Below are 19,502 nucleotides of genomic sequence, written 5' to 3' on the forward strand. Positions count from 1 at the left end.
TTTTTCGATGCCGTACTCGGCAAATCGAGAGGAATTCTCCATGTCCTACAGCAACATCTCCTCGGTCGAATCCCTGCGTGTCGCGGTCGAGTTCGTAGAGGGTCCCGGCCCCGATGTGTGGGCCGACCTCACCGTCGATCGTGACGGCGGAGGCCCGCTGGACCTCAGTGCTGCTCCGGCCACCGTGGTGAGGGTGCGCGCCGCCGATCTTCGGGAAGCACGCAAGATCCGCGATCGGGTGCGCGCCGATGCCTCCGCGGAGGGCCGCGATCCCGATACCCTCACCGTGCTGGTCGACCTCGAAGTGATCGTCGACGTCGAGGCGCGTCTTGCTCGTCGCCGTGCCCAGGATGCGTGGCGTAAGGACGGTGGGGGAGCCACAGGCCTGTCCTACGTCGGCACTCCGAGTGGACTGGCCGGCCTGATCGCCGACATTCACGCTGTGAAGGTTGCCGATGGTGTCACGTTGATCCCGGTTGGCGGCGGTGTCACCGTCGACAATGTCATCGACGGAACATTGCCGTGGCTCGGATCCCGCGGCCTCATCGAGGTTTCGTCGTCGTCGGTGGAGTTCGCTCGCAGGCTCGCCGACGGCCCCGGCGTCGCCCTGGCATCCTGACCTGCCGGGAGCTCGGTACCTCCCCTCAGTCGACCACGACGTCGACCCCCGCGGTCACCCGCAGGAGTTCGGTGTACGAGGTGCGAAAAAGGGTGCCCAGGCTCCCGCCCGATGCCCACAGCTCGGGGTATCCCGCCAGCGCACTGTCGACGTAGGTCGGCAGGTTGGTGGGGTGCCCGAGTGGAGCCACGCCACCGAGCTGCTGCCCGGTGACCTCGGCGACCAAGTCTTCGGGTGCGGGAACGAGGGTGCCACCCAACCGGGTGCCGGTGCGTTCGAGAGACACCCGGTGCGCGCCCGAGACGAGAACAAGGACCGGCTCGTCGTCGAGGAGAAACACGAGAGACTTGACGATGGCTCCGATGTCGACCCGCACGGCCGCTGCTGCCTGCTCCGCGGTGTGTACCGGAGCCGACTGGGTGGTGATCAGGCCGTGATGTCCTCGGGCAATGAGTGTGTCGGCGACTCGGGCAGCATTCGGGTGCAATGGCCTGGGCATGATGCCACCCTATGAAAACCGGTGCCTGCTGTGACGGGAACGCGGGGACCGGATCCGCAAGGATCGACGTGATCGGAAGCTCGGTGCGGTTTGCCCGTCGAGATATTACTCTCGGGTAATGACTGATTCATCCAGCTGGAAGGCGTTCACCGTCGAGCGCGCCGAACACGTAGCCCAGGTCACGCTCATCGGCCCGGGCAAGGGTAACGCGATGGGACCGGACTTCTGGTCGGAACTTCCACAGGTCTTCGCACAACTCGACGCAGATCCCGAGGTCCGCGCTGTCGTCCTCACCGGCTCGGGCAAGCACTTCTCGTACGGCCTCGACCTCCCGGCCATGGCCGGTGATCTCGGGCAGGTGCTGGCCGACAAGGCACAGGCTAAGCCCCGCACCGACTTCCACGCGATGGTCAAGCGCATGCAGGGTGCCATCACGGCGGTCGCCGACTGCCGCAAACCCGTTGTCGCCGCGATCTCGGGCTGGTGCATCGGCGGGGGTGTCGACCTCATCTCGGCGGCCGACATCCGCTATGCGAGTGCCGACGCCCAGTTCAGCGTCCGCGAGGTCAAGGTCGGAATGGTCGCCGACGTCGGTAGCCTCGCGCGCCTTCCCCTGATCATCGGCGACGGACACCTGCGTGAACTCGCGCTGACCGGCAAGGACATCGACGCCGCACGTGCCGAGAAGATCGGCCTCGTGAGCGACGTCTTCGACGACGCCGCTGCTGCACTCGCCGCGGCGCATGCGACCGCCGCGGAGATCGCAGCCAACCCGCCGCTCGTCGTACACGGCATCAAGGACGTCCTCGACCACACGCGCTCCGCGCAGGTCGACGACAGCCTCCGCTACGTCGCCGCGTGGAACTCGGCGTTCCTGCCGTCCGAAGACCTCACCGAGGCGATCACCGCGGTGATGCAGAAGCGCACCCCCGTGTTCAGGGGTCGTTAGGACGTCAGGGGGTCGCTAGGACGTCAGGGCTGCCAGCGCGTTCAGGGCTGCCGGAACGCGACCTCGAGCGAGAGAAACCTCCCGGCCGATTCCATGATCGGCCGGGAGGTCTCGTCTTCGGGATCTCGGTGTCCTGCGGAGCTCAGTGCCCGCCGTTGTCCTTCAGCCGCGCGATCGATGCGGTGACCTCGGCCTCGGCGTCGGCCCGGCCGGTCCAATCGGCAGCCTCGACATGCTTGCCCGGCTCGAGGTCCTTGTAGTGCACGAAGAAGTGCTTGATCGCGCCGAGTTCGAACTGCGGCACATCGCTGATGTCCTGGATGTGGTCCCAACGCGGGTCGCCGGCCGGAACTGCCAGGACCTTGTCGTCGCCGCCGGCCTCGTCGACCATCTTGAACATGCCGACCGGGCGTGCATCGACGATCACCCCGGGGAACACGGACTCGGGCAGCAGTACCAGGCAGTCGAGCGGATCGCCGTCCTCACCGAGCGTGTTCTCGATGTAGCCGTAATCGGCGGGGTAACCGAAAGAGGTGTAGAGGTAGCGGTCGAGCTTGACGCGGCCGGTCTCGTGATCGACCTCGTACTTGTTGCGCTGCCCCTTGGGGATCTCGATGGTGACCTCGAACTCCACGCCTTGCCTCACTTCGTCGATGTTTGCCAGTCGATACGACGTCCGTATCTGCGGCGATGGTCCGAAGTGAGGATAACCGTCCCGGCGCTACGCTGTAGGTGCAGGTACCGGACCACCACGCGACCACCAGGGGCGCGAGTGTGTAGGACCGAATGTGTTGGACACAGCGGAGGCGTGTTGGCGGGGCAAGGTAAGAGCAAGAAGCAGGGCGGGCTCGAGACTCGCAAGCGTCGGAGCTTCCGGATTCTGCTCGGTATCTGGATCGTGGGATTCCTCGCGCTCGTGGTCGGTGGCGCATTCGCGGTCTACGACGTGCGCAGCACTGCTTCTGCCGCGGTGATCCCCGCCCCGGCTCCCGTCATTGCTGCCCCGCAGGTCGCGGCCGTCACCGACTCGGCACCCGCTCCCAGCCCCGCAGGGCTCGCCGCTGCACTCGGAGCTGCCGTGACGAACCCCGGGCTCGGTGCGTTCACCGGATCGGTCACCGACACCGCGACCGGCACGGTGCTCTGGTCACACGAGCCCGAACGCCCGATGACTCCGGCGTCCACCACGAAACTGCTCACGGCGGCGGCTGCCCTGGTCGCACTGCCGAGCGACCATCGGATCACGACAGAGGTGGTGTCCGGATCCCGGCCCGGCGAGGTTGTGCTGGTCGCAGGGGGAGACCCGACACTGACGGCGCAGCCCGTCGGTCAGGACGGCTTCTATCCCGGAGCGCCGCGCATCGCCGACCTCGCCGATCAGGTCTCACATTCCGGAACTGCCGTCGATACCGTGCTCGTCGACATCGGCGTCTACAGCGGCGACCCTCTCGCACCCGGGTGGTTCCCCGAAGACGTCCCCGCCGGGTTCGTTGCCCCCATGGAACCGGTGATGCTCGACGGTGGGCGATCCGATCCGCTCGAAGACGAATCGCCGCGCAGCGAGACCCCGGCCCTGGATGCGGGCCGGGCACTGGCCGTCGCGCTCGGCGCCGATCCCGCGGGCGTCGCCCTCGGGTCTGCCGCACCCGACGCGACCCCCATGGCGTCGGTGCAATCGGCACCGCTGCGCGACCGGCTCGGACAGATGGTGAGCCGATCCGACAATGTGCTCGCCGAGGCCATCGGCCGCGAGGTCGCCATCGATGCCGGAGCCGGGGCATCCTTCTCCGACGCCGTCGGTGCCGTCCTGCGCGTGCTGCAGGGGGCGGGCTTCGACACGTCCGGTGTGACGCTGGCAGACCTCAGCGGTCTGTCGGTCGACGACAGGATCCCCGCCGGCCTGCTCGACTCCATCATGGCGGCCGCAGCGTCACCGGACCGTGAGGACCTGCGCCCCATACTCGACCACCTGCCTGTCGCCGGTGGCACCGGCACACTCGCGGATCGCTACGGCACGGTGAATCGCGCCGGAGCAGGGTGGGTTCGCGCCAAGACGGGCACACTGGATCTGGTGAGCGGACTTTCGGGTTATGTCGTCGACACGGACGGTCGTGTGCTCTCGTTCGCGTTGTTGTCCAACGATCGTTCTCCCGGCGAGGCCAGGCCCGCGCTCGATGCGGTGGCCGCGGTCCTCCGCGAATGTGGATGCCGATGAGTGGCACCGAACGTGCACTCGGCGACGCGATCGACTGGTCGTTCGCTGCGGGCGTCGGTGCGCGCCTGGCGCGTCCGGCGCCGGCGATGTCGCGCTACACCTACGACACCGCGACCGCCGAACTCGCGTCGGCCTCGGACCGGGCAGAAGCACCGGTGCGGGATCTGACCGGCCTCGGCGACGGCGCCGAGCCACCGCCGGCGCTCGTCGTGGATCGCCCGGGGTGGGTACACGCGGCAGCCGCTTCGATGTCCGAACTGGTCGGAGCCGGAGAGCACCGATCGTGGGCCGCGAAGCCCGCAGGCGCGCAGGCCGGTGCGATGCTCGCCTACCTGTCCTCGGCGGTGCTCGGGCAGTACGACCCGTTCTCCCGGACGCTGCTGCTGGTCACCCCGAATGTTGTGGCCGTCGAACGTGCGCTGAAGGTACCCACCTCCGACTTCCGGCTGTGGGTGTGCCTGCATGAGGTCACGCATCGGGTGCAGTTCGCGGAAGCGCCCTGGATGGCCGACCTCATGCGCGACGCCGCCGGGCAATTGTCGGCCGCCGTCGACGAACCGATCGGTGACATCGCCGGTCGCCTCGTCTCGGCAGTCCGCGACCTGCGCGAACCCGAGGGAAAACCGATGTCGCAGCGCGGCATGCTCGGATTGATGCGTGCGCTGCAGGCCGAACCCCAACGCGACAGTCTCGACCGCATGCTCGCTCTCGGCACGCTCCTCGAGGGGCACGCCGATCACGTCATGGACGCGGTCGGGCCGTCGGTGGTTCCCTCGGTCGTACGCATCCGGCGCGCATTCGACAGCCGCCGACGACGCAGCAGCAACCCTGTCCACCGCGTCATCCGCATACTCCTCGGGATGGACGCGAAGATCGCGCAGTACATCCACGGCAAGAAGTTCGTCGACGCTGTCGTGGCGAAGGTGGGGATGGAGCAGTTCAACACGGTCTGGTCCGGGCCGGACGCGCTGCCGACGCTCGGCGAGATCGACAAGCCCGAAGCCTGGATCGCGCGAGTGCTGGGCTGACGGTGGCTGCGGCGTCACGACCTCTGCTTCCCGAGGCCCCCGCGATCCACGAGATCCGCCGGGCAGTGCGCGCATGGCTCACCGAATACGACGCGACCACCGTCGTCGTCGGCCTCTCCGGTGGTGCCGACTCGGCAGCTCTGACCGCTGCCGCCGTCGCGGAGGCCGCTGCGGTGCACGCGGTGGTGGTGGACCACCGTCTGCAGGCCGGATCCGACATGGTTGCCGCGCGGGCTGTCGAGTTCGCGGAGTCGGTCGGATGCGCTTCGGCGCGGGTACAGGTGGTCGATGTGAGCGGCCCGGGCGGCCTCGAAGCCGCTGCGCGTCACGCGCGTTATCGGGCTCTCGACGCCGCGAGGTGCGGCAATCCGGTGCTGCTCGGCCACACTCTCGACGATCAGGCCGAGACCGTCCTGCTGGGCCTCGGCCGTGGATCGGGTCTGCGGTCGATTCGTGGCATGGCGCCGTTCGACGGCCCGTGGGGACGTCCCCTCCTGGGTGTCCGCCGCGACACCACCCGGCTGGCGTGCGAGGAACTCGGCTACCGACCCTACGAGGATCCGCACAACTCGGACCCGCGATTCACCCGGGTGCGGCTGCGGAGCGAGGTTCTACCGCTCCTCGAGGACGTTCTCGGGGGCGGCGCGGCTGTGGCACTCGCGCGAACCGCGGCGCAGTTGCGCGAAGACGGCGAGGTCCTCGACGAGGCCGCAGCGCGCATGCTTGCGGACGCACTCGCGACGCCGGACACTCCGACCGGACCGCAGCAACTCGATACTGCGACACTCGCGTCGGCACCACCGGCTGTCCGGCGTCGTGCGGTGCGGGCCTGGTTGATCGGAATGGGAGCCTCGTCACCTCCCGACCGAACCCTGCGGGCAGTGGATGCCCTGGTGGGTGAGTGGCACGGGCAGGGGCCGGTGGCCGTCGGCCGGGGCCCGGAACGAGGGACCAGGTTGGTGGTGGCACGACGGCGTGGCAGGCTGAGCGTGGAGTTCGTCGACCAGCAACGGTGTGCGGACGACTGACGGAAGGTAGGTAGGACCCGGTGTACGAAGGCGATATTGCGTCAGTGCTGATCTCGCAGGAAGAGATCGAGACGCGCACCGCAGAACTGGCAGAGTCGGTCGCCAAGCGGTATCCGCCGGGTGCTCCCGAAGGCGATCTGCTCCTCATCGGCGTGCTCAAGGGCGCGATCTTCTTCATGACCGACTTCGCTCGCGCGTTGTCGATCCCGACGCAGATGGAGTTCATGGCCGTCAGCTCGTACGGTTCGTCGACGTCGTCCTCCGGTGTGGTGCGCATCCTCAAGGACCTCGACAAGGACATCGCGGGCCGTCACGTGCTGATCGTCGAGGACATCATCGACTCGGGCCTGACCCTGTCGTGGCTGCTCCGCAACCTCAAGACCCGCAACCCCGCCTCACTCGAGGTCGTCACCCTCCTGCGTAAGCCTGACGCCATCAAGATCGACGTCGAGGTCGCGGACGTCGGCTTCGACATCCCCAACGAGTTCGTCGTCGGCTACGGCCTGGACTACGACGAGCGGTACCGCGACCTGCCGTACATCGGAACGCTGGATCCGAAGGTCTACAGCAGCGGAAGCTGAGCGGGGTCACTGCAATCGGGTCACTGCAGTGGATGGTCCGGACGGACCGCCACTGATCGCTGCAGTGCCTCGAGATCCTGCTCCATGAGCCGGAACAGCCAGTAGACGAACACGAACGCGCCGATACTGCCCACCGAGAGCACACGTACCGCGGGCTGAACTTGGGTGATCTCGTCGACCGTGAGGAAAGTCGACCCCGCGACTGCGACGAGGGGCACTGCCGCCGCGACGGCGAGATAGCGGACGCTGCGGCGGTGCAGACCCTCGAGTTCACGGGCATCGGTGGTGTCGGTGGCTCCGTGGGGCAGAAACGCCGGGTAGATCGATCGCACCATGTAGAACGAGACGAAGAAGAACGGGTACGCCACGGCGATCGTTCCGCACACGACGATCGACGTGACGAAATGCGTGATCGCCCTGCTGTCGAGCGCCCCCGATACGGACTCCATGATCACCGGGAACAGAATTCCCGACAGCACCCAGAGCATCATCACCACCGCGGTGATGCGATCGGCGATGAGCAGGGCGTCGTGCCGGGCCCGCGCGAGTTCGGCGGCGTCGTACTGCCGTCCGCGGCGCAGTCCGCGGGGCACGGTGATCAGTCTCCGCGCGAGGTAGACGATCACCAGCGCGCCGAGAGGAAACACGGTGGCGTTGATGATCAGCGCGATGGTCTGGAATTGGAGCTGCGCGTCCGGCGACAGTTGTCCGACGATCAGATTCCGATTGTGCTGGTAGTTGTAGAGCGCCCCCAGCACATTGGGGAGGCCGACCGCCGCGATCATCAACGGGACGACGGGCCGGCGCAACCGCGCCCGCCAGCTCTCGGGTGGCGGGTCCACGAGTTCGCGGGCGCGTGCGTCGAGGCACAGGTCGAACTGCTGCGCGAGTTCGGCGCCGGATGCCCATCGGTCGGCGGGCTCGGGTGCGAGGCACCGTGTGAGCACACGACGCAGGGTTTGCGGGCAATCGCTCGGCAACTGGGTGAGAGCGTCGCCGTCCGGAGGTGCGCGCCGGGTGCGCAGCATCGCGTCGAGCGCGTCCATCGTGGGCGCTTCCGCGACGTGGTCGGCGCGGTCGGCGCCGGGCCGGCTTCCGGTGAGCAACTCCCACAGCATCACGCCGAGTGCGTAGATGTCGCTGCGGGTGTCGAGGTCGGCGGCACTGCGGGGCCGATGGGGGTGGCACGCCTCGAGCTGTTCGGGGGACATGTACGCGAGCGAACCGCCGAGATAGGCGACCGGTGAGCTGTCGTCCACCGATTCGGCGAAGCTGATGTTGAAATCGGCCAGCTTGGGCACACCTTCGGCGGTGAGCAGAACGTTCGCCGGTTTGATGTCGCGGTGCAGCACGCCGCGGCTCTCGGCGTAATGGAGTGCCTCGGCAAGTCGTCGACCCAGCCATGCCACGGTCTCGGGCCACGTCAGGCTCGCGAGACGCGCCCGAACGGGGGATTCGGACGGTCTGATCTCGCCCTTGGCCTGGAGGGCTTCGTCGACGGAGTCGAGCAGCAGCCGTCCGGACCGCTGCTCGGACGGTGTCTCCCGCACCTTGTGCAGTACACGCAGCAGTGTTCCGCCGGGCATGTACTGCATGTAGAGCAGTCGCAGACCGTGATCGGGAAGGATTCGCTGGTCGAAGACCCGCACGATGTAGTCGTGGTCGAGTTGGGCGAGGGTCTGCGCTTCGTTTCCGCTGTTCCGCGAGACCTTCACCGCGACGAGGCGCTGCATCGACTGCTGCCGTGCGAGGAACACGCGGCCGAATGCCCCGGTTCCCAGGGTCGTGAGTAGATCGAAGTCGTCGATGCGTTGCCCGGCCTCGACGTCATCGAGGGTGATGGGGTCGCCGGAGTCCAGGATGTCGGGGCGCGTCTGTGCTGTGACGGTGAGGTCGACGGGGCGGGTTCCGGCCGCACGAGTGGTCTCCGCGGGTTGTGTCCTGTCGGAAACCTGCGTGATATCGCGAGCTGTGGTGCCGGGAACTGTGGTGTCGGAAACCGGGGTGGTCCCGGCCGTCCGGGTCGGTTCCGGATCCCGCGTGGCCATGCTCGATTTTCCCACATGCCGCTGCATCGGATGCGGCACAACGTACTGCCGGACGGTGAGGGAACCCTGGCACGATTCTGCGCGTTGTCATAGCAGGCCACCCACGCAGGGGCATCGTGGCAGCGCCACGCGGTAACCTTGCGGTGCCCGATTGGTCACGGGTACGGGAAGAGCCACTACGACCACGTTGCTGACGTCACTATCGAAAGGACCGGCCGGCCCGGCCGAACCTGTATGAACCGCAAGACAGTGTTTCGTAATCTGGGGATAGTCCTCGGCATCCTGTTGGTCATCTATGCCTTCAGTTACTTCGGCGACGACACGCGCGGGTTCACGAAGGTCGATACGTCCGTCGCGATCGCGCAACTCGACGCGGGCAACGTCAACGAAGCGCAGATCGACGACCGTGAGCAGCAGGTTCGATTGTGGCTCGACAACGGTAGCGACGCGACAGAGGGCTCCACCGAGATCCTCGCGAAGTACCCGGCCTCGGCGTCCGAACAGGTCTTCGACAAGGTCGCTGCGTCCGATGCCGAGTCGTTCGACACGCAGGTCACGCAGGAGAGCTGGCTGTCGTCGATCCTGTTGTTCGTGCTGCCGATGATCATCCTTCTCGGCGTCTTCATCTTCGTGATGAGCAGGATGCAGGGCGGCGGACGCGGCGGCATGATGGGCTTCGGCAAGTCGAAGGCCAAGCAGCTTTCCAAGGACATGCCCAAGACGACCTTCGCCGACGTCGCAGGTGCGAACGAAGCCGTCGAGGAACTCTACGAGATCAAGGACTTCCTGCAGAACCCCGCCCGTTACCAGGCGCTGGGTGCGAAGATCCCCCGGGGCGTGCTCCTGTACGGTCCGCCCGGGACCGGCAAGACCCTGCTCGCGCGTGCTGTCGCGGGTGAGGCCGGAGTGCCGTTCTTCACGATCTCCGGTTCCGATTTCGTCGAAATGTTCGTCGGTGTCGGAGCCTCGCGTGTGCGCGACCTGTTCGAGCAGGCCAAGCAGAACGCGCCGTGCATCATCTTCGTGGACGAGATCGACGCGGTCGGCCGCCAGCGCGGTGCCGGACTCGGCGGCGGACACGACGAACGTGAGCAGACCCTCAATCAGCTGCTCGTGGAGATGGACGGCTTCGGCGACCGCCAGAGCGTCATCCTCATCGCAGCCACGAACCGCCCAGACATCCTCGATCCGGCGCTGCTGCGCCCAGGTCGCTTCGACCGGCAGATCCCCGTCAGCAATCCCGACCTCGCCGGGCGGCGTGCAATTCTCCAGGTGCATTCCAAGGGCAAGCCGATCGATCAGCACGCCGATCTCGAAGGCCTGGCGAAGCGCACCGTCGGCATGTCCGGCGCGGACCTCGCGAACGTCGTCAACGAAGCAGCGCTGTTGACCGCCCGTGAGAACGGCACCGTGATCACCGAGGCGATCCTCGAGGAATCCGTCGACCGTGTCATCGGCGGCCCGCGTCGCAAGAGCCGGATCATCAGCGAGCACGAGAAGAAGATCACGGCCTACCACGAGGGCGGACACACCCTCGCGGCCTGGGCGATGCCCGATATCGAACCCGTCTACAAGGTCACCATCCTCGCGCGCGGTCGCACCGGCGGACATGCGATGACGGTGCCCGAGGACGACAAGGGGCTGATGACCCGCTCCGAGATGATCGCCCGGCTCGTCATGGCCATGGGCGGTCGCGCGGCGGAAGAGCTGGTGTTCCGCGAGCCCACCACCGGTGCGTCGTCCGATATCGATCAGGCGACCAAGATCGCGCGTGCGATGGTCACCGAGTACGGCATGAGTGCGAAGCTCGGCGCCGTCCGCTACGGCCAGGAGCAGGGCGATCCTTTCCTGGGCCGGTCGATGGGCGTGCAGTCCGACTACTCGCACGAGGTTGCGCGTGAGATAGACGAGGAGGTGCGCAACCTGATCGAGGCGGCGCACACGGAGGCCTGGTCGATTCTCAACCAGCATCGTGATGCGCTCGACCTGATCGCAGGTGAACTGCTCGAGCACGAGACGCTCACCCGCAAGGACCTCGAGCGGATCCTCGCTTCGGTGGAGAAACGTCCCCGGATCACGGCGTTCAACGATTTCGGCGACCGTGTCCCGTCGGACAAGCCGCCGATCAAGACTCCCGGCGAACTCGCCAAGGAACGCGGCGAGCCGTGGCCGCCGGAGCCGCCGTCGCTGACCAAGCCCGCGCCGCAGGAGCAGCCGCAGCCACAGCAGCAGTTCCCGCCGCAGCAACAGCAGCCGTACCAGCCGCCTCAGCAGCCTGCAGGTCAGGCGCCGCAGCCTGCGGGTCCGGCTCCGACACAGCAGATGTTCGGGCAGCCGCCTGCGGGTCAGGCGCCGCAGCCGTCCGGTCCCCCACCGCAGCAACAGCAGCAGCATCAGCCGTCCGGCCCGGGCGGTGGCTACCAGGCTCCGCAGCCGGTACCCGCATCGGAGCCCATGCCGGGCTTCCCGGCGGCCCCCGACCAGTACACGGGCGGACCACGACACGCGACCCGGCCCGATTACGGCGCCCCCGCGGGGTGGTCGGCTCCCGGATGGCCGCCGCAGGACCAATCCGGCGGCGTCTACCAGCGGGGATACCCCGACTGGACGCAGCAGGGCAACACGGAAGGCGTGAACGGTGCAGGTGGTGACACCGGCTCACAACGTGACGACGAAGGCCGGACTCCACCTGAGCCGCCCCCCACTCAACCGTGGGACGGCCCGGCAGGCCACCGCTGAACTCGTCGGTAGCAGCGTAGTTCCCAGTTCACATCAGAAAGTGGAGGACGTCGGGTGTCGGTGAATCACCTCAATACGGAGGCGAGTTCTGCCTCGGACAGCCATGACGGCGCTGAGTCGTTGAGCCTGTCGACGGGTCGGCCCTTCGATCAGGCCCGCGCCGAAGCAGCCGTGCGGGAACTGCTCATCGCTGTCGGCGAGGACCCCGAGCGGGAAGGTCTGCGCGACACCCCGTCTCGTGTCGCACGGGCTTACCGCGAGGTGTTCAGCGGACTGTTCACCGATCCCGACGAGGTGCTCAACACCACCTTCGATGAAGGCCATCAGGAACTCGTCCTGATGCGCGATATCCCGATGTACTCGACGTGTGAGCACCACCTGGTCTCGTTCCACGGCGTTGCCCACGTCGGTTACATCCCCGGGCCCACCGGGCGCGTGACAGGGCTGTCCAAGCTCGCAAGGCTCGTCGATCTCTACGCGAAGCGGCCGCAGGTGCAGGAACGCCTGACGAGCCAGATCGCCGACGCGCTCATGCGCAAGCTCGAGCCGCGCGGCGCCATCGTCGTCGTCGAGGCCGAACATCTCTGCATGGCGATGCGCGGTATCCGGAAGCCCGGAGCGAGCACCACGACGTCCGCGGTGCGCGGGTTGTTCCAGACGAGCTCGGCATCTCGCGCAGAAGCCCTGGATCTCATCCTGCGCCGGTGAGCATCCTCCCGGACACACAGTGGCCCATCGTGCGGGACGCACAGTGGCCCATCGTGATGGGTGTACTCAACGTCACCAGCGACTCCTTCTCCGACGGAGGGCGCTACCTCGATCGTGACACCGCGATCGCCCGCGGACTCGAACTCCGCGAGCTCGGAGTCGACATCGTCGACGTCGGCGGCGAATCGACTCGGCCGGGTGCGGCACGGGTCGATCCCGAGATCGAGGCCGCGCGCGTCGCGCCGGTCATCGAGACGCTCGCCGCGGCCGGAATCGCCACCAGCGTCGACACGATGCGTGCATCCGTCGCCGAAGCTGCCATCGAGGCGGGGGTGACGATCGTCAACGACGTATCGGGTGGCAGGGCGGACTCGAACATGGCGTCGGTGGTGGCGTCGGCGCAGGTCCCCTGGATCCTGATGCATTGGCGACCTACCGGTGAGTTCGTGCACGCCGGTGGGAGCACCCACTACGACGATGTGGTGCGCGAGGTTCGCGACGAACTCCTCACCCAGGTCGATGCTGCTCTCGCAGCGGGAGTCGCCCGCGAGAACCTCATCCTCGATCCCGGACTGGGATTCGTGAAGGACCCCGATCACAACTGGGAACTCCTGCAGCGGCTACCTGAACTCACCGAACTCGGATTCCCGGTGCTGATCGGTGCGTCGCGTAAACGATTCCTGGGGTCGCTGCTCGCCGCACCGGACGGAACCGTGCGCTCGCCGGACGGTCGGGAGGTCGCCACCGCAGTGGTCTCGGCCCTCGCCGCGACACATGGCGCGTGGGGTGTGCGAGTGCACGATGTGCAGGCGAGTCGCGATGCACTCGCCGTCGTCCGAGCATGGCAACGAGGCAGTGCGGAAGGTGTGCACGATGGGTGATCGCATCGAGCTGCGTGGGTTGAAGGTCCGGGGCAACCACGGGGTGTTCGACCACGAGAAGCGTGACGGACAGGACTTCCTCATCGACATCGTCGCGTGGCTCGATCTGGCACCCGCCGGAGCCAGTGACGACCTGGTCGACACGCTCGACTACGGGGGGCTCGCCGAGCGGGCCGCCGCGATCGTCGCCGGTCCGGTACACGACCTCATCGAGACCGTCGCCGACCGGATCGCGGACAGCGTCCTGGTCGATGACCGGGTTTCGCGGGTGGAGGTGACCGTGCACAAGCCGTCGGCGCCGATTCCCCTGACGTTCGCCGACGTGGCGGTGGTGGTCGACCGGGCCCGGAGCGCCGAATGAGTCGTGCGGTGCTGTCGATCGGCTCCAATCTCGGAGACCGGCTCGCGCATCTGAGATCCGTCGTCGACGCGCTCGGGTGGCGCGTGCGCGCGGTGTCGAGCGTGTACTCCACTGCGCCGTGGGGCGGCGTCGAGCAACAGGATTTCCTCAACGCCGTCGTAGTGGCCGAGGATGACAGTTTCGGCGAGTACGACTGGCTGGCCCTTGGCCGTGAACTCGAATCTGCTGCCGCACGCGTGCGAGTCCAGCATTGGGGGCCGCGCAGCCTGGACGTCGACGTCGTCGTCTGCCGGACGGATGCGGGGGAGGTACGCAGTGATGACCCCGAGTTGCTCCTGCCGCATCCTCGCGCACACGAGCGTGCCTTCGTGCTGGTGCCCTGGCTCGACGTCGAACCGGATGCACGTCTCACCGCGAACGAGCACACCCGACCGATCTCGGACTGGCTCGCGGACCTCGACGAGGCCGAACGCGGCGGGGTGCACCGCACCGACCTCGCGCTCGTCGATCACATGCCGGGCGCGGAGGCCGATGCCGGGGACCGCCCGTGATGAACGCGACCCGGATCCGCGACCTGCTCGCTCTTGCCCTGCTCGCGGCGGTCATCGCGTGGTTGCTGATCCGCACCATGTACGGTTCGCTGCCGCCGATCCCGGTCTATGCCGGCGCGTCGTTGTATCCGGTGGCTGCGCTCGAAGTGGTGCTCGCATTCATGATCCGCTCACGTGTGCAGAATCATCAGCTCGGCGACGGCCCCCGCCAGTTGCATCCGATCACTGCGGCCCGTTCGGTGGCGCTCGCAAAGGCGTCTGCGCTCGTCGGCGCGGCGAGCACCGGAGTGTGGGTGGGCTTTCTCCTGTACCTCCTGCCGCAGTGGGCCACGGTGCAAGCGGCATCGCAGGACTCCACGGGCGTGATAGTCGGGGCGATCGCGGGCGTCGCGCTCGTCGCTGCGGCGCTGTGGCTCGAACACTGTTGCCGGACACCGGAGGATCCGGACGACCCGTCCGAGCCCGCCACCTGACGGCGTGTTCGGGCATCGTCGCTGATCGCCTGCGCAATCGCGACCATGTCTCTGCGAGGTCTGCCCGCGTCGGCCGGCGACCAGTACGCTGGTAGCCATGGTGTTTCGGGGGCGTGAGAGTAAGGATCGCCGGCCGTGGCGCAGTTCCGGCTCGGTCATCGTCGCCGGGCTGCTTGCGCTGGCCATGGTCGCCTCGTTGCTTCTCGTGTTCAGCGACAGCGTCCAATTGCTCCGGATCGCCGTCGTCGTGGCCCTGTGGTGCGCGGTGGTCGGAGCCATCGCGATGACGAAGTACCGCCGCGAGTCGGCACTCGACAAAGCCAAGGCGGAAGACCTCAAGACCGTGTACGAGTTGCAGCTCGAGCGAGAGATCTCGGCGCGCCGCGAGTACGAGCTGGGGGTCGAGGAGAAGGTCCGCTCCGAACTCCGGATCGACGCCGACGAGATGACGGCCCTGCGCACCGAACTTGCAGCGCTTCGCCGTAGTCTCGAAGCATTGTTCGACGGGAAGCTCCCCGACGACGCCCCCGCGTTGAAGGGTGCCTCCGTCCGCGAACTCGACAGCACGCCCCGGGTGAATGCGCCCAGTCCTTCGGGTCCGGCGTTCGCATCGCCCGACGACGAGCCGCTGACCGCGGAGACGGAAATCGTGACTTCCGGTGCCGAGCAGTCGGATGCGGACACAGCGGCCGATGCCGACGTCGACGACACCGAAGCCCACGACACCGAAACAGCGGACGGGAAGTCGGACGCTCCGGGTGTCCCTGCAGGTCGCCGGGCCCGCCGTCGACTCGATGCGGAGGCGTCGGGCAGCCACACGCAGGGCCGTTCCGTCGCCGAAATCTTGGCGAACCTCTCGTCGGATCGCTGAGACCCGACCCTGCCGAGCCGGGCCGGTGAGGTGTAGATCACTCTCGTTCGACATGGCCTGTCACAAAGGCGCCGCGCTATTCTCGTGCAGAACGTCTGGTACCCGCCGAGCGGGACTGGAACGAACGAGAGGACCCCCGTGACTTCCTTCGGGATCACAAACGCGCCTGCACCTGCCCGGTTGTCCGTGGGCATCGTCTCCGCAGGACGTGTCGGAACCGCGCTCGGAGCGGCGCTCGAACGTGTCGGCCACGTCGTCGTCGCGTGCTCGGCAGTGTCCGAAGCATCCAAGCATCGCGCCCACACGCGTCTGCCGGATTCGCAGATCCTGCCTGTCGACGAAGTCGCAGGCAAGTGCGATCTGCTCCTGCTCGCGGTGCCGGATTCGGAGCTTGCCGGCCTGGTCGCGGGTCTCGCAGCCACCGGAGTCGTGCGTCGCGGAACGCTGGTCGTGCATTGCTCCGGCGCCCACGGCATCGAGATCCTCGCGCCGCTCACCGCGGTCGGCGCAACTCCGCTCGCGATCCATCCCGCGATGACCTTCACCGGCCACGACGAGGACACGGCGCGCCTGTCGTCGACGTGTTTCGGGATCACTGCCGCCGACGAGGTCGGTTACGCGATCGCGCAGGCACTCGTCATCGAGATCGGTGGTGAACCGGTTCGCGTCTCCGAGGAGATGCGACCGCTCTACCACGCGGCTCTCGCCCACGGCAGCAACCATCTGGTCACGCTGGTATCCGACGCCGTCGAAGCCCTCCGTGTCGCACTCACGGGCGACGAACTCCTCGGCCAGCAACTCGTGGACGCAGATCCCGGTGGAGTCGCCGAGCGCGTCATCGCACCGCTGCTCACCGCAGCTCTCGACAACGTGCTGCGGCGCGGACCGTCGGCCCTGACCGGTCCGGTCGCGCGCGGTGATGCCCACGCGGTGGCCACGCACCTGCGTGTGCTGGAGGAGGTCGATCCGAAGATCGCCGCCGGATACCGCGCACTGTCGCTGCGATCGGCGCAGCGCACCGGTTCGAAGCCGGAACTGATGGAAATCCTCGAAGGGGCTGATCATGGTGAGTGACACGGAACAGCGCGGATACGTGCGCGGCGAACTGACCGTGCACGACGACCCCGCTGCCTTGACGAAGGTGACCAGGGCGCTGCGCGGTGTCGGTCGTACCGTCGCGCTGGTCCCGACGATGGGTGCGCTCCACACCGGGCACCTCGAACTCGTGCGGCAGGCGAAGCTGACCGGCGCGGTCGTCGTGGTGTCGATCTTCGTCAATCCCCTGCAGTTCGGTGCGAACGAAGACCTCGACGCCTACCCACGCACTGTCGATTCCGACCTCGAGTTGCTGCGCGAGGCCGGCGTGGAACTCGTGTTCGTCCCCTCTGCCGCCGCGATGTACCCGGCCGGGCGCCGCACCATGATCCATCCCGGCCCGCTCGGCGCCGAGCTCGAAGGCGGATCCCGCCCGACGCATTTCGCAGGCATGCTCACGGTCGTCGCGAAGCTGCTGCAGATCGTCGGTCCGAACAGTGCCTTCTTCGGTGAGAAGGACTACCAGCAGCTCACGCTGATCCGCCAGATGGTGACCGACCTGAACTTCGACGTTCGGATCATCGGTGTGCCCACCGTTCGTGAGTCCGACGGTCTGGCGTTGTCGTCGCGCAACCGCTACCTGGACGCCGAGCAACGCGAGATCGCCACGGTCCTGTCTGCGGCGCTCGTCGCGGGCGCGCATGCCGCCGCCGGCGGGGCCGACGCGATCCTGTCGGCGGCGCGCGCTGTGCTGGCCGCGGCACCCGCAATCGACGTGGACTACCTGGAGTTGCGTGGAGCCGACCTCGGGGAAGCACCCGAGCGCGGCGACGGCCGGCTGCTGGTGGCTGCACGCTTGGGCTCCACCCGTTTGATCGACAACGTCGGTGTCGCAGTGGGAACCGGTTTCCTGGAGCGCGCGACCGGCCCGGTCGATTCCGATGTCGAAGACGACCTGCTCGCTCGCTGACGCGAGTTCACGACGAGAAGAAAGAAACCGAGGACCGACATGTTTCGCACCATGATGAAGTCGAAGATCCACCGCGCAACGGTGACGCACGCCGACCTGCATTACGTCGGTTCGGTGACGGTCGACCAGGACCTGATGGATGCGGCGGATCTGCTCGAAGGTGAGCAGGTGTGCATCGTCGACATCGACAACGGCAACCGTCTCGAAACGTACGTCATCGCCGGTGAGCGTGGTTCGGGAGTTATCGGGATCAACGGTGCTGCAGCGCATCTCGTGAATCCCGGCGACCTGGTCATTCTCATCGCCTACGGCGTGATGAACGAGCAGGAATGCAAGGACTACGCGCCGCGCGTCGTGTTCGTCGATGCGGAGAACCGTCAGGTCGAACTCGGCAGCGACCCGGCGCACGCACCCGAGGGGTCCGGCCTGATCACCCCGCGGATGCTGTCGACTCTCGACGCTTCGATGGTGTAGCGGTGCTCCTGGCTGTCGATGTCCGGAACTCCAACATCGTTCTGGGCCTGTTCACCGGCAGTGGCTCGCACGCAAAACTGCTGCGGGATTGGCGTATTCGTACCGACTCGCGGATGACCGCGGACGAACTCGCATTCGCCTTCCGGGGGTTGCTGGGCGATCACGTGGAGCAGATCACCGGTGTCGCTGCGCTGTCGACGGTCCCGTCGGTGCTGCGAGAGTTGAGGGTGATGCTCGCCCGGTACTGGGATCGGGTACCCCATGTGGTGGTCGAACCCGGTGTGCGTACAGGTGTTCCGCTGCTCGTCGACAATCCGAAGGAGGTCGGCGCCGACCGGATCGTCAACAGCCTTGCTGCCCATCACTTTTACGGTGGGCCCTGCGTTGTCGTGGACTTCGGTACGTCGACCTGTGTCGATGTGGTGTCGGCCAAGGGGGAGTTCCTCGGCGGATGCATCGCCCCGGGCGTGGAGATCTCGATGGATGCATTGGCGTCGCAATCGGCAGCGTTACGCATGGTCGAACTCGTCCGGCCGCGTGCGGTGCTCGGCAAGAACACCGTCGAATGCATGCAATCCGGAGCGGTTTTCGGCTTTGCCGGCATGGTCGACGGACTCGTCGGCCGCGTGTGCGCGGAGGTCCCCGGATTCGGCGGTGACGACGTCGTGGTGATCGCCACCGGCGACAGCGCGCCGTTGATCATGGAGGAATCGCGTCTGCTCGAGCATCATGAACCGGACCTGACCCTCGAAGGCCTGAGATTGGTCTACGAGCGGAATCAGGAACGGCGTGCGTCGCGGCGGGGAACGCCCGAGGCTTCCGCACGGCGCGATTCTGTGTAAGAATATTTTCCGTGATCCGCCGCATGTGTGCCCAGGAGTGTTGTCGAGGCTGACGTCCGCCTCGACCGATAACACATTCCTGGGAGTTCTCTCATGCGCGCTGCGCTTGTTTCGTCCGTCTCTGCATCTACCTCCGCTCCGGTTTCGCTGCTGCCGCTTGCCGTCGAGCGCACCTATCCCACCGAGCTGGCTGCCGCCGTCGCTCGCGGTGCGGTCGTCGTCGATGTCCGCACCAACGCTCAGCGCGATGTTCAGGGCACCCTGCCGGGCGCCCTCGCGATTTCCGCGGAGTTGGTCGCAGACCGGCTCGACCCCTCGAATCCCGGTCGCCTGGCCGTGGCCGTCGACCAGGATGTCGAATGGATCCTGGTGTCCGCCGAGGGCGACGACTCACACCGCCTCGTTACGGGCCTGCAGCAGCAGGGGCTGCGTCGAGTGACCCACATGGTGGGCGGGTACGACGCGATCAAGGCGGCGCACATGGTTCGGGCCGTCACGCAGGCTCAGCACATCCTCGCCGACGTGGAGCGCGTCACCGCGCACTGACTTACGCGGAGCGCATCGTCCTTACGCGAGCGCATGGTCACAGAAGCAACTGCACGGCTGCGACGTTGTGACGTGGCGCTCTCG

At 67.1% G+C, this 19,502-nt stretch carries 21 protein-coding genes; 18 read left to right on the forward strand and 3 right to left on the reverse strand.

Annotation, left to right across the window (positions count from 1 at the left end; translation table 11 throughout):
- Positions 1 to 40 precede the first annotated feature (40 nt).
- Positions 41 to 619: a hypothetical protein gene (locus tag Q7514_RS14405; RefSeq protein ID WP_330133962.1), complete on the forward strand. Its 579-nt coding sequence runs from the start codon at positions 41 to 43 to the stop codon at positions 617 to 619.
- 25 nt (positions 620 to 644) lie between these two features.
- On the opposite strand, the gene Q7514_RS14410 is transcribed toward Q7514_RS14405, so the two are convergent.
- Complete coding sequence (locus Q7514_RS14410) at positions 645 to 1,118, reverse strand: YbaK/EbsC family protein (protein ID WP_330133963.1); 474 nt, start codon at positions 1,116 to 1,118, stop codon at positions 645 to 647.
- Between the two features lie 118 nt (positions 1,119 to 1,236).
- On the opposite strand from Q7514_RS14410, the gene Q7514_RS14415 reads away from it, so the two are divergent.
- A complete protein-coding gene (locus Q7514_RS14415) occupies positions 1,237 to 2,067 on the forward strand; it encodes a crotonase/enoyl-CoA hydratase family protein (protein ID WP_330133964.1) in 831 nt (276 codons plus the stop codon).
- Positions 2,068 to 2,209: 142 nt separating this feature from the next.
- On the opposite strand, the gene Q7514_RS14420 is transcribed toward Q7514_RS14415, so the two are convergent.
- A complete protein-coding gene (locus tag Q7514_RS14420) occupies positions 2,210 to 2,701 on the reverse strand; it encodes an inorganic diphosphatase (RefSeq protein WP_330134247.1) in 492 nt (163 codons plus the stop codon).
- 174 nt (positions 2,702 to 2,875) lie between these two features.
- Here Q7514_RS14420 and dacB point away from each other — a divergent pair, with 174 nt between their 5' ends.
- Genes dacB through hpt form a run of 4 tightly spaced genes read left to right on the forward strand, consistent with a single transcriptional unit; the run spans position 2,876 to position 6,919 of the window.
- On the forward strand, positions 2,876 to 4,282 hold the full coding sequence (gene dacB, locus Q7514_RS14425) for a D-alanyl-D-alanine carboxypeptidase/D-alanyl-D-alanine endopeptidase (protein ID WP_330133965.1): 1,407 nt from the start codon (positions 2,876 to 2,878) through the stop codon (positions 4,280 to 4,282).
- Positions 4,279 to 5,310 (forward strand): zinc-dependent metalloprotease, encoded by a 1,032-nt coding sequence (locus Q7514_RS14430; RefSeq protein WP_408016095.1) that lies wholly within the window; start codon positions 4,279 to 4,281, stop codon positions 5,308 to 5,310. The genes dacB and Q7514_RS14430 overlap by 4 nt, the downstream gene beginning before the upstream one ends.
- Positions 5,286 to 6,338, forward strand: coding sequence for a tRNA lysidine(34) synthetase TilS (gene tilS, locus Q7514_RS14435; RefSeq protein ID WP_408016103.1), 1,053 nt, complete (start codon positions 5,286 to 5,288; stop codon positions 6,336 to 6,338). Before Q7514_RS14430 ends, tilS begins: the two co-directional genes overlap by 25 nt.
- Positions 6,339 to 6,358: 20 nt before the next feature.
- Positions 6,359 to 6,919 (forward strand): hypoxanthine phosphoribosyltransferase, encoded by a 561-nt coding sequence (gene hpt / locus Q7514_RS14440; protein ID WP_330133967.1) that lies wholly within the window; start codon positions 6,359 to 6,361, stop codon positions 6,917 to 6,919.
- A 20-nt stretch (positions 6,920 to 6,939) separates the two neighbouring features.
- On the opposite strand, the gene Q7514_RS14445 is transcribed toward hpt, so the two are convergent.
- Entirely contained in the window at positions 6,940 to 8,967 is a 2,028-nt protein-coding gene (locus Q7514_RS14445) for a serine/threonine-protein kinase (protein WP_330133968.1), read from the reverse strand.
- 234 nt (positions 8,968 to 9,201) lie between these two features.
- Here Q7514_RS14445 and ftsH point away from each other — a divergent pair, with 234 nt between their 5' ends.
- The 12 genes from ftsH (at position 9,202) to Q7514_RS14505 (ending at position 19,418) form a co-directional block, all read left to right on the forward strand.
- Positions 9,202 to 11,706 carry an ATP-dependent zinc metalloprotease FtsH gene (ftsH, locus tag Q7514_RS14450; protein ID WP_330133969.1) on the forward strand — a complete coding sequence of 835 codons (2,505 nt, stop codon included), beginning with the start codon at positions 9,202 to 9,204 and terminating at the stop codon, positions 11,704 to 11,706.
- Between the two features lie 54 nt (positions 11,707 to 11,760).
- Positions 11,761 to 12,414 carry a GTP cyclohydrolase I FolE gene (folE, locus tag Q7514_RS14455; protein WP_330133970.1) on the forward strand — a complete coding sequence of 218 codons (654 nt, stop codon included), beginning with the start codon at positions 11,761 to 11,763 and terminating at the stop codon, positions 12,412 to 12,414.
- A gap of 56 nt (positions 12,415 to 12,470) precedes the next feature.
- Positions 12,471 to 13,295, forward strand: a complete 825-nt coding sequence (gene folP / locus Q7514_RS14460; protein WP_330134249.1) for a dihydropteroate synthase — start codon at positions 12,471 to 12,473, stop codon at positions 13,293 to 13,295.
- Positions 13,288 to 13,656, forward strand: coding sequence for a dihydroneopterin aldolase (gene folB, locus Q7514_RS14465; protein WP_330133971.1), 369 nt, complete (start codon positions 13,288 to 13,290; stop codon positions 13,654 to 13,656). The genes folP and folB overlap by 8 nt, the downstream gene beginning before the upstream one ends.
- On the forward strand, positions 13,653 to 14,207 hold the full coding sequence (gene folK / locus Q7514_RS14470; RefSeq protein ID WP_330133972.1) for a 2-amino-4-hydroxy-6-hydroxymethyldihydropteridine diphosphokinase: 555 nt from the start codon (positions 13,653 to 13,655) through the stop codon (positions 14,205 to 14,207). Before folB ends, folK begins: the two co-directional genes overlap by 4 nt.
- Positions 14,207 to 14,680 carry a DUF3180 domain-containing protein gene (locus Q7514_RS14475; RefSeq protein ID WP_330134250.1) on the forward strand — a complete coding sequence of 158 codons (474 nt, stop codon included), beginning with the start codon at positions 14,207 to 14,209 and terminating at the stop codon, positions 14,678 to 14,680. The genes folK and Q7514_RS14475 overlap by 1 nt, the downstream gene beginning before the upstream one ends.
- Positions 14,681 to 14,777: 97 nt before the next feature.
- Positions 14,778 to 15,551, forward strand: a complete 774-nt coding sequence (locus tag Q7514_RS14480) for a DUF6779 domain-containing protein (RefSeq protein ID WP_330133973.1) — start codon at positions 14,778 to 14,780, stop codon at positions 15,549 to 15,551.
- Between the two features lie 138 nt (positions 15,552 to 15,689).
- Positions 15,690 to 16,625 carry a Rossmann-like and DUF2520 domain-containing protein gene (locus tag Q7514_RS14485; protein WP_330133974.1) on the forward strand — a complete coding sequence of 312 codons (936 nt, stop codon included), beginning with the start codon at positions 15,690 to 15,692 and terminating at the stop codon, positions 16,623 to 16,625.
- Positions 16,618 to 17,556: a pantoate--beta-alanine ligase gene (gene panC, locus Q7514_RS14490; protein WP_330134251.1), complete on the forward strand. Its 939-nt coding sequence runs from the start codon at positions 16,618 to 16,620 to the stop codon at positions 17,554 to 17,556. Before Q7514_RS14485 ends, panC begins: the two co-directional genes overlap by 8 nt.
- Positions 17,557 to 17,595: 39 nt before the next feature.
- The gene (panD, locus tag Q7514_RS14495; protein ID WP_054718669.1) at positions 17,596 to 18,030 is read left to right on the forward strand and encodes an aspartate 1-decarboxylase; all 435 of its coding nucleotides are present in this window, start codon (positions 17,596 to 17,598) and stop codon (positions 18,028 to 18,030) included.
- Between the two features lie 2 nt (positions 18,031 to 18,032).
- Positions 18,033 to 18,872, forward strand: coding sequence for a type III pantothenate kinase (locus Q7514_RS14500; RefSeq protein WP_330133975.1), 840 nt, complete (start codon positions 18,033 to 18,035; stop codon positions 18,870 to 18,872).
- A 93-nt stretch (positions 18,873 to 18,965) separates the two neighbouring features.
- Complete coding sequence (locus Q7514_RS14505) at positions 18,966 to 19,418, forward strand: rhodanese-like domain-containing protein (protein ID WP_330133976.1); 453 nt, start codon at positions 18,966 to 18,968, stop codon at positions 19,416 to 19,418.
- Positions 19,419 to 19,502 lie beyond the last annotated feature (84 nt).

It is taken from the genome of Rhodococcus artemisiae, from assembly GCF_036327795.1.
In the GTDB taxonomy this organism is placed as follows: domain Bacteria; phylum Actinomycetota; class Actinomycetes; order Mycobacteriales; family Mycobacteriaceae; genus Rhodococcus; species Rhodococcus artemisiae.

Excerpts from the sequence above, each read along its gene's own strand:
- Q7514_RS14405 (WP_330133962.1), top strand. The coding sequence starts at position 41 with ATGTCCTACAGCAACATCTCCTCGGTCGAATCCCTGCGTGTCGCGGTC.
- Q7514_RS14410 (WP_330133963.1), bottom strand. The coding sequence starts at position 1,118 with ATGCCCAGGCCATTGCACCCGAATGCTGCCCGAGTCGCCGACACACTC.
- Q7514_RS14415 (WP_330133964.1), top strand. The coding sequence starts at position 1,237 with ATGACTGATTCATCCAGCTGGAAGGCGTTCACCGTCGAGCGCGCCGAA.
- Q7514_RS14430 (WP_408016095.1), top strand. The coding sequence starts at position 4,279 with ATGAGTGGCACCGAACGTGCACTCGGCGACGCGATCGACTGGTCGTTC.
- Q7514_RS14445 (WP_330133968.1), bottom strand. The coding sequence starts at position 8,967 with ATGGCCACGCGGGATCCGGAACCGACCCGGACGGCCGGGACCACCCCG.
- ftsH (WP_330133969.1), top strand. The coding sequence starts at position 9,202 with ATGAACCGCAAGACAGTGTTTCGTAATCTGGGGATAGTCCTCGGCATC.
- folP (WP_330134249.1), top strand. The coding sequence starts at position 12,471 with ATGGGTGTACTCAACGTCACCAGCGACTCCTTCTCCGACGGAGGGCGC.
- folB (WP_330133971.1), top strand. The coding sequence starts at position 13,288 with ATGGGTGATCGCATCGAGCTGCGTGGGTTGAAGGTCCGGGGCAACCAC.
- folK (WP_330133972.1), top strand. The coding sequence starts at position 13,653 with ATGAGTCGTGCGGTGCTGTCGATCGGCTCCAATCTCGGAGACCGGCTC.
- Q7514_RS14475 (WP_330134250.1), top strand. The coding sequence starts at position 14,207 with ATGAACGCGACCCGGATCCGCGACCTGCTCGCTCTTGCCCTGCTCGCG.
- Q7514_RS14480 (WP_330133973.1), top strand. The coding sequence starts at position 14,778 with ATGGTGTTTCGGGGGCGTGAGAGTAAGGATCGCCGGCCGTGGCGCAGT.
- panD (WP_054718669.1), top strand. The coding sequence starts at position 17,596 with ATGTTTCGCACCATGATGAAGTCGAAGATCCACCGCGCAACGGTGACG.
- Q7514_RS14505 (WP_330133976.1), top strand. The coding sequence starts at position 18,966 with ATGCGCGCTGCGCTTGTTTCGTCCGTCTCTGCATCTACCTCCGCTCCG.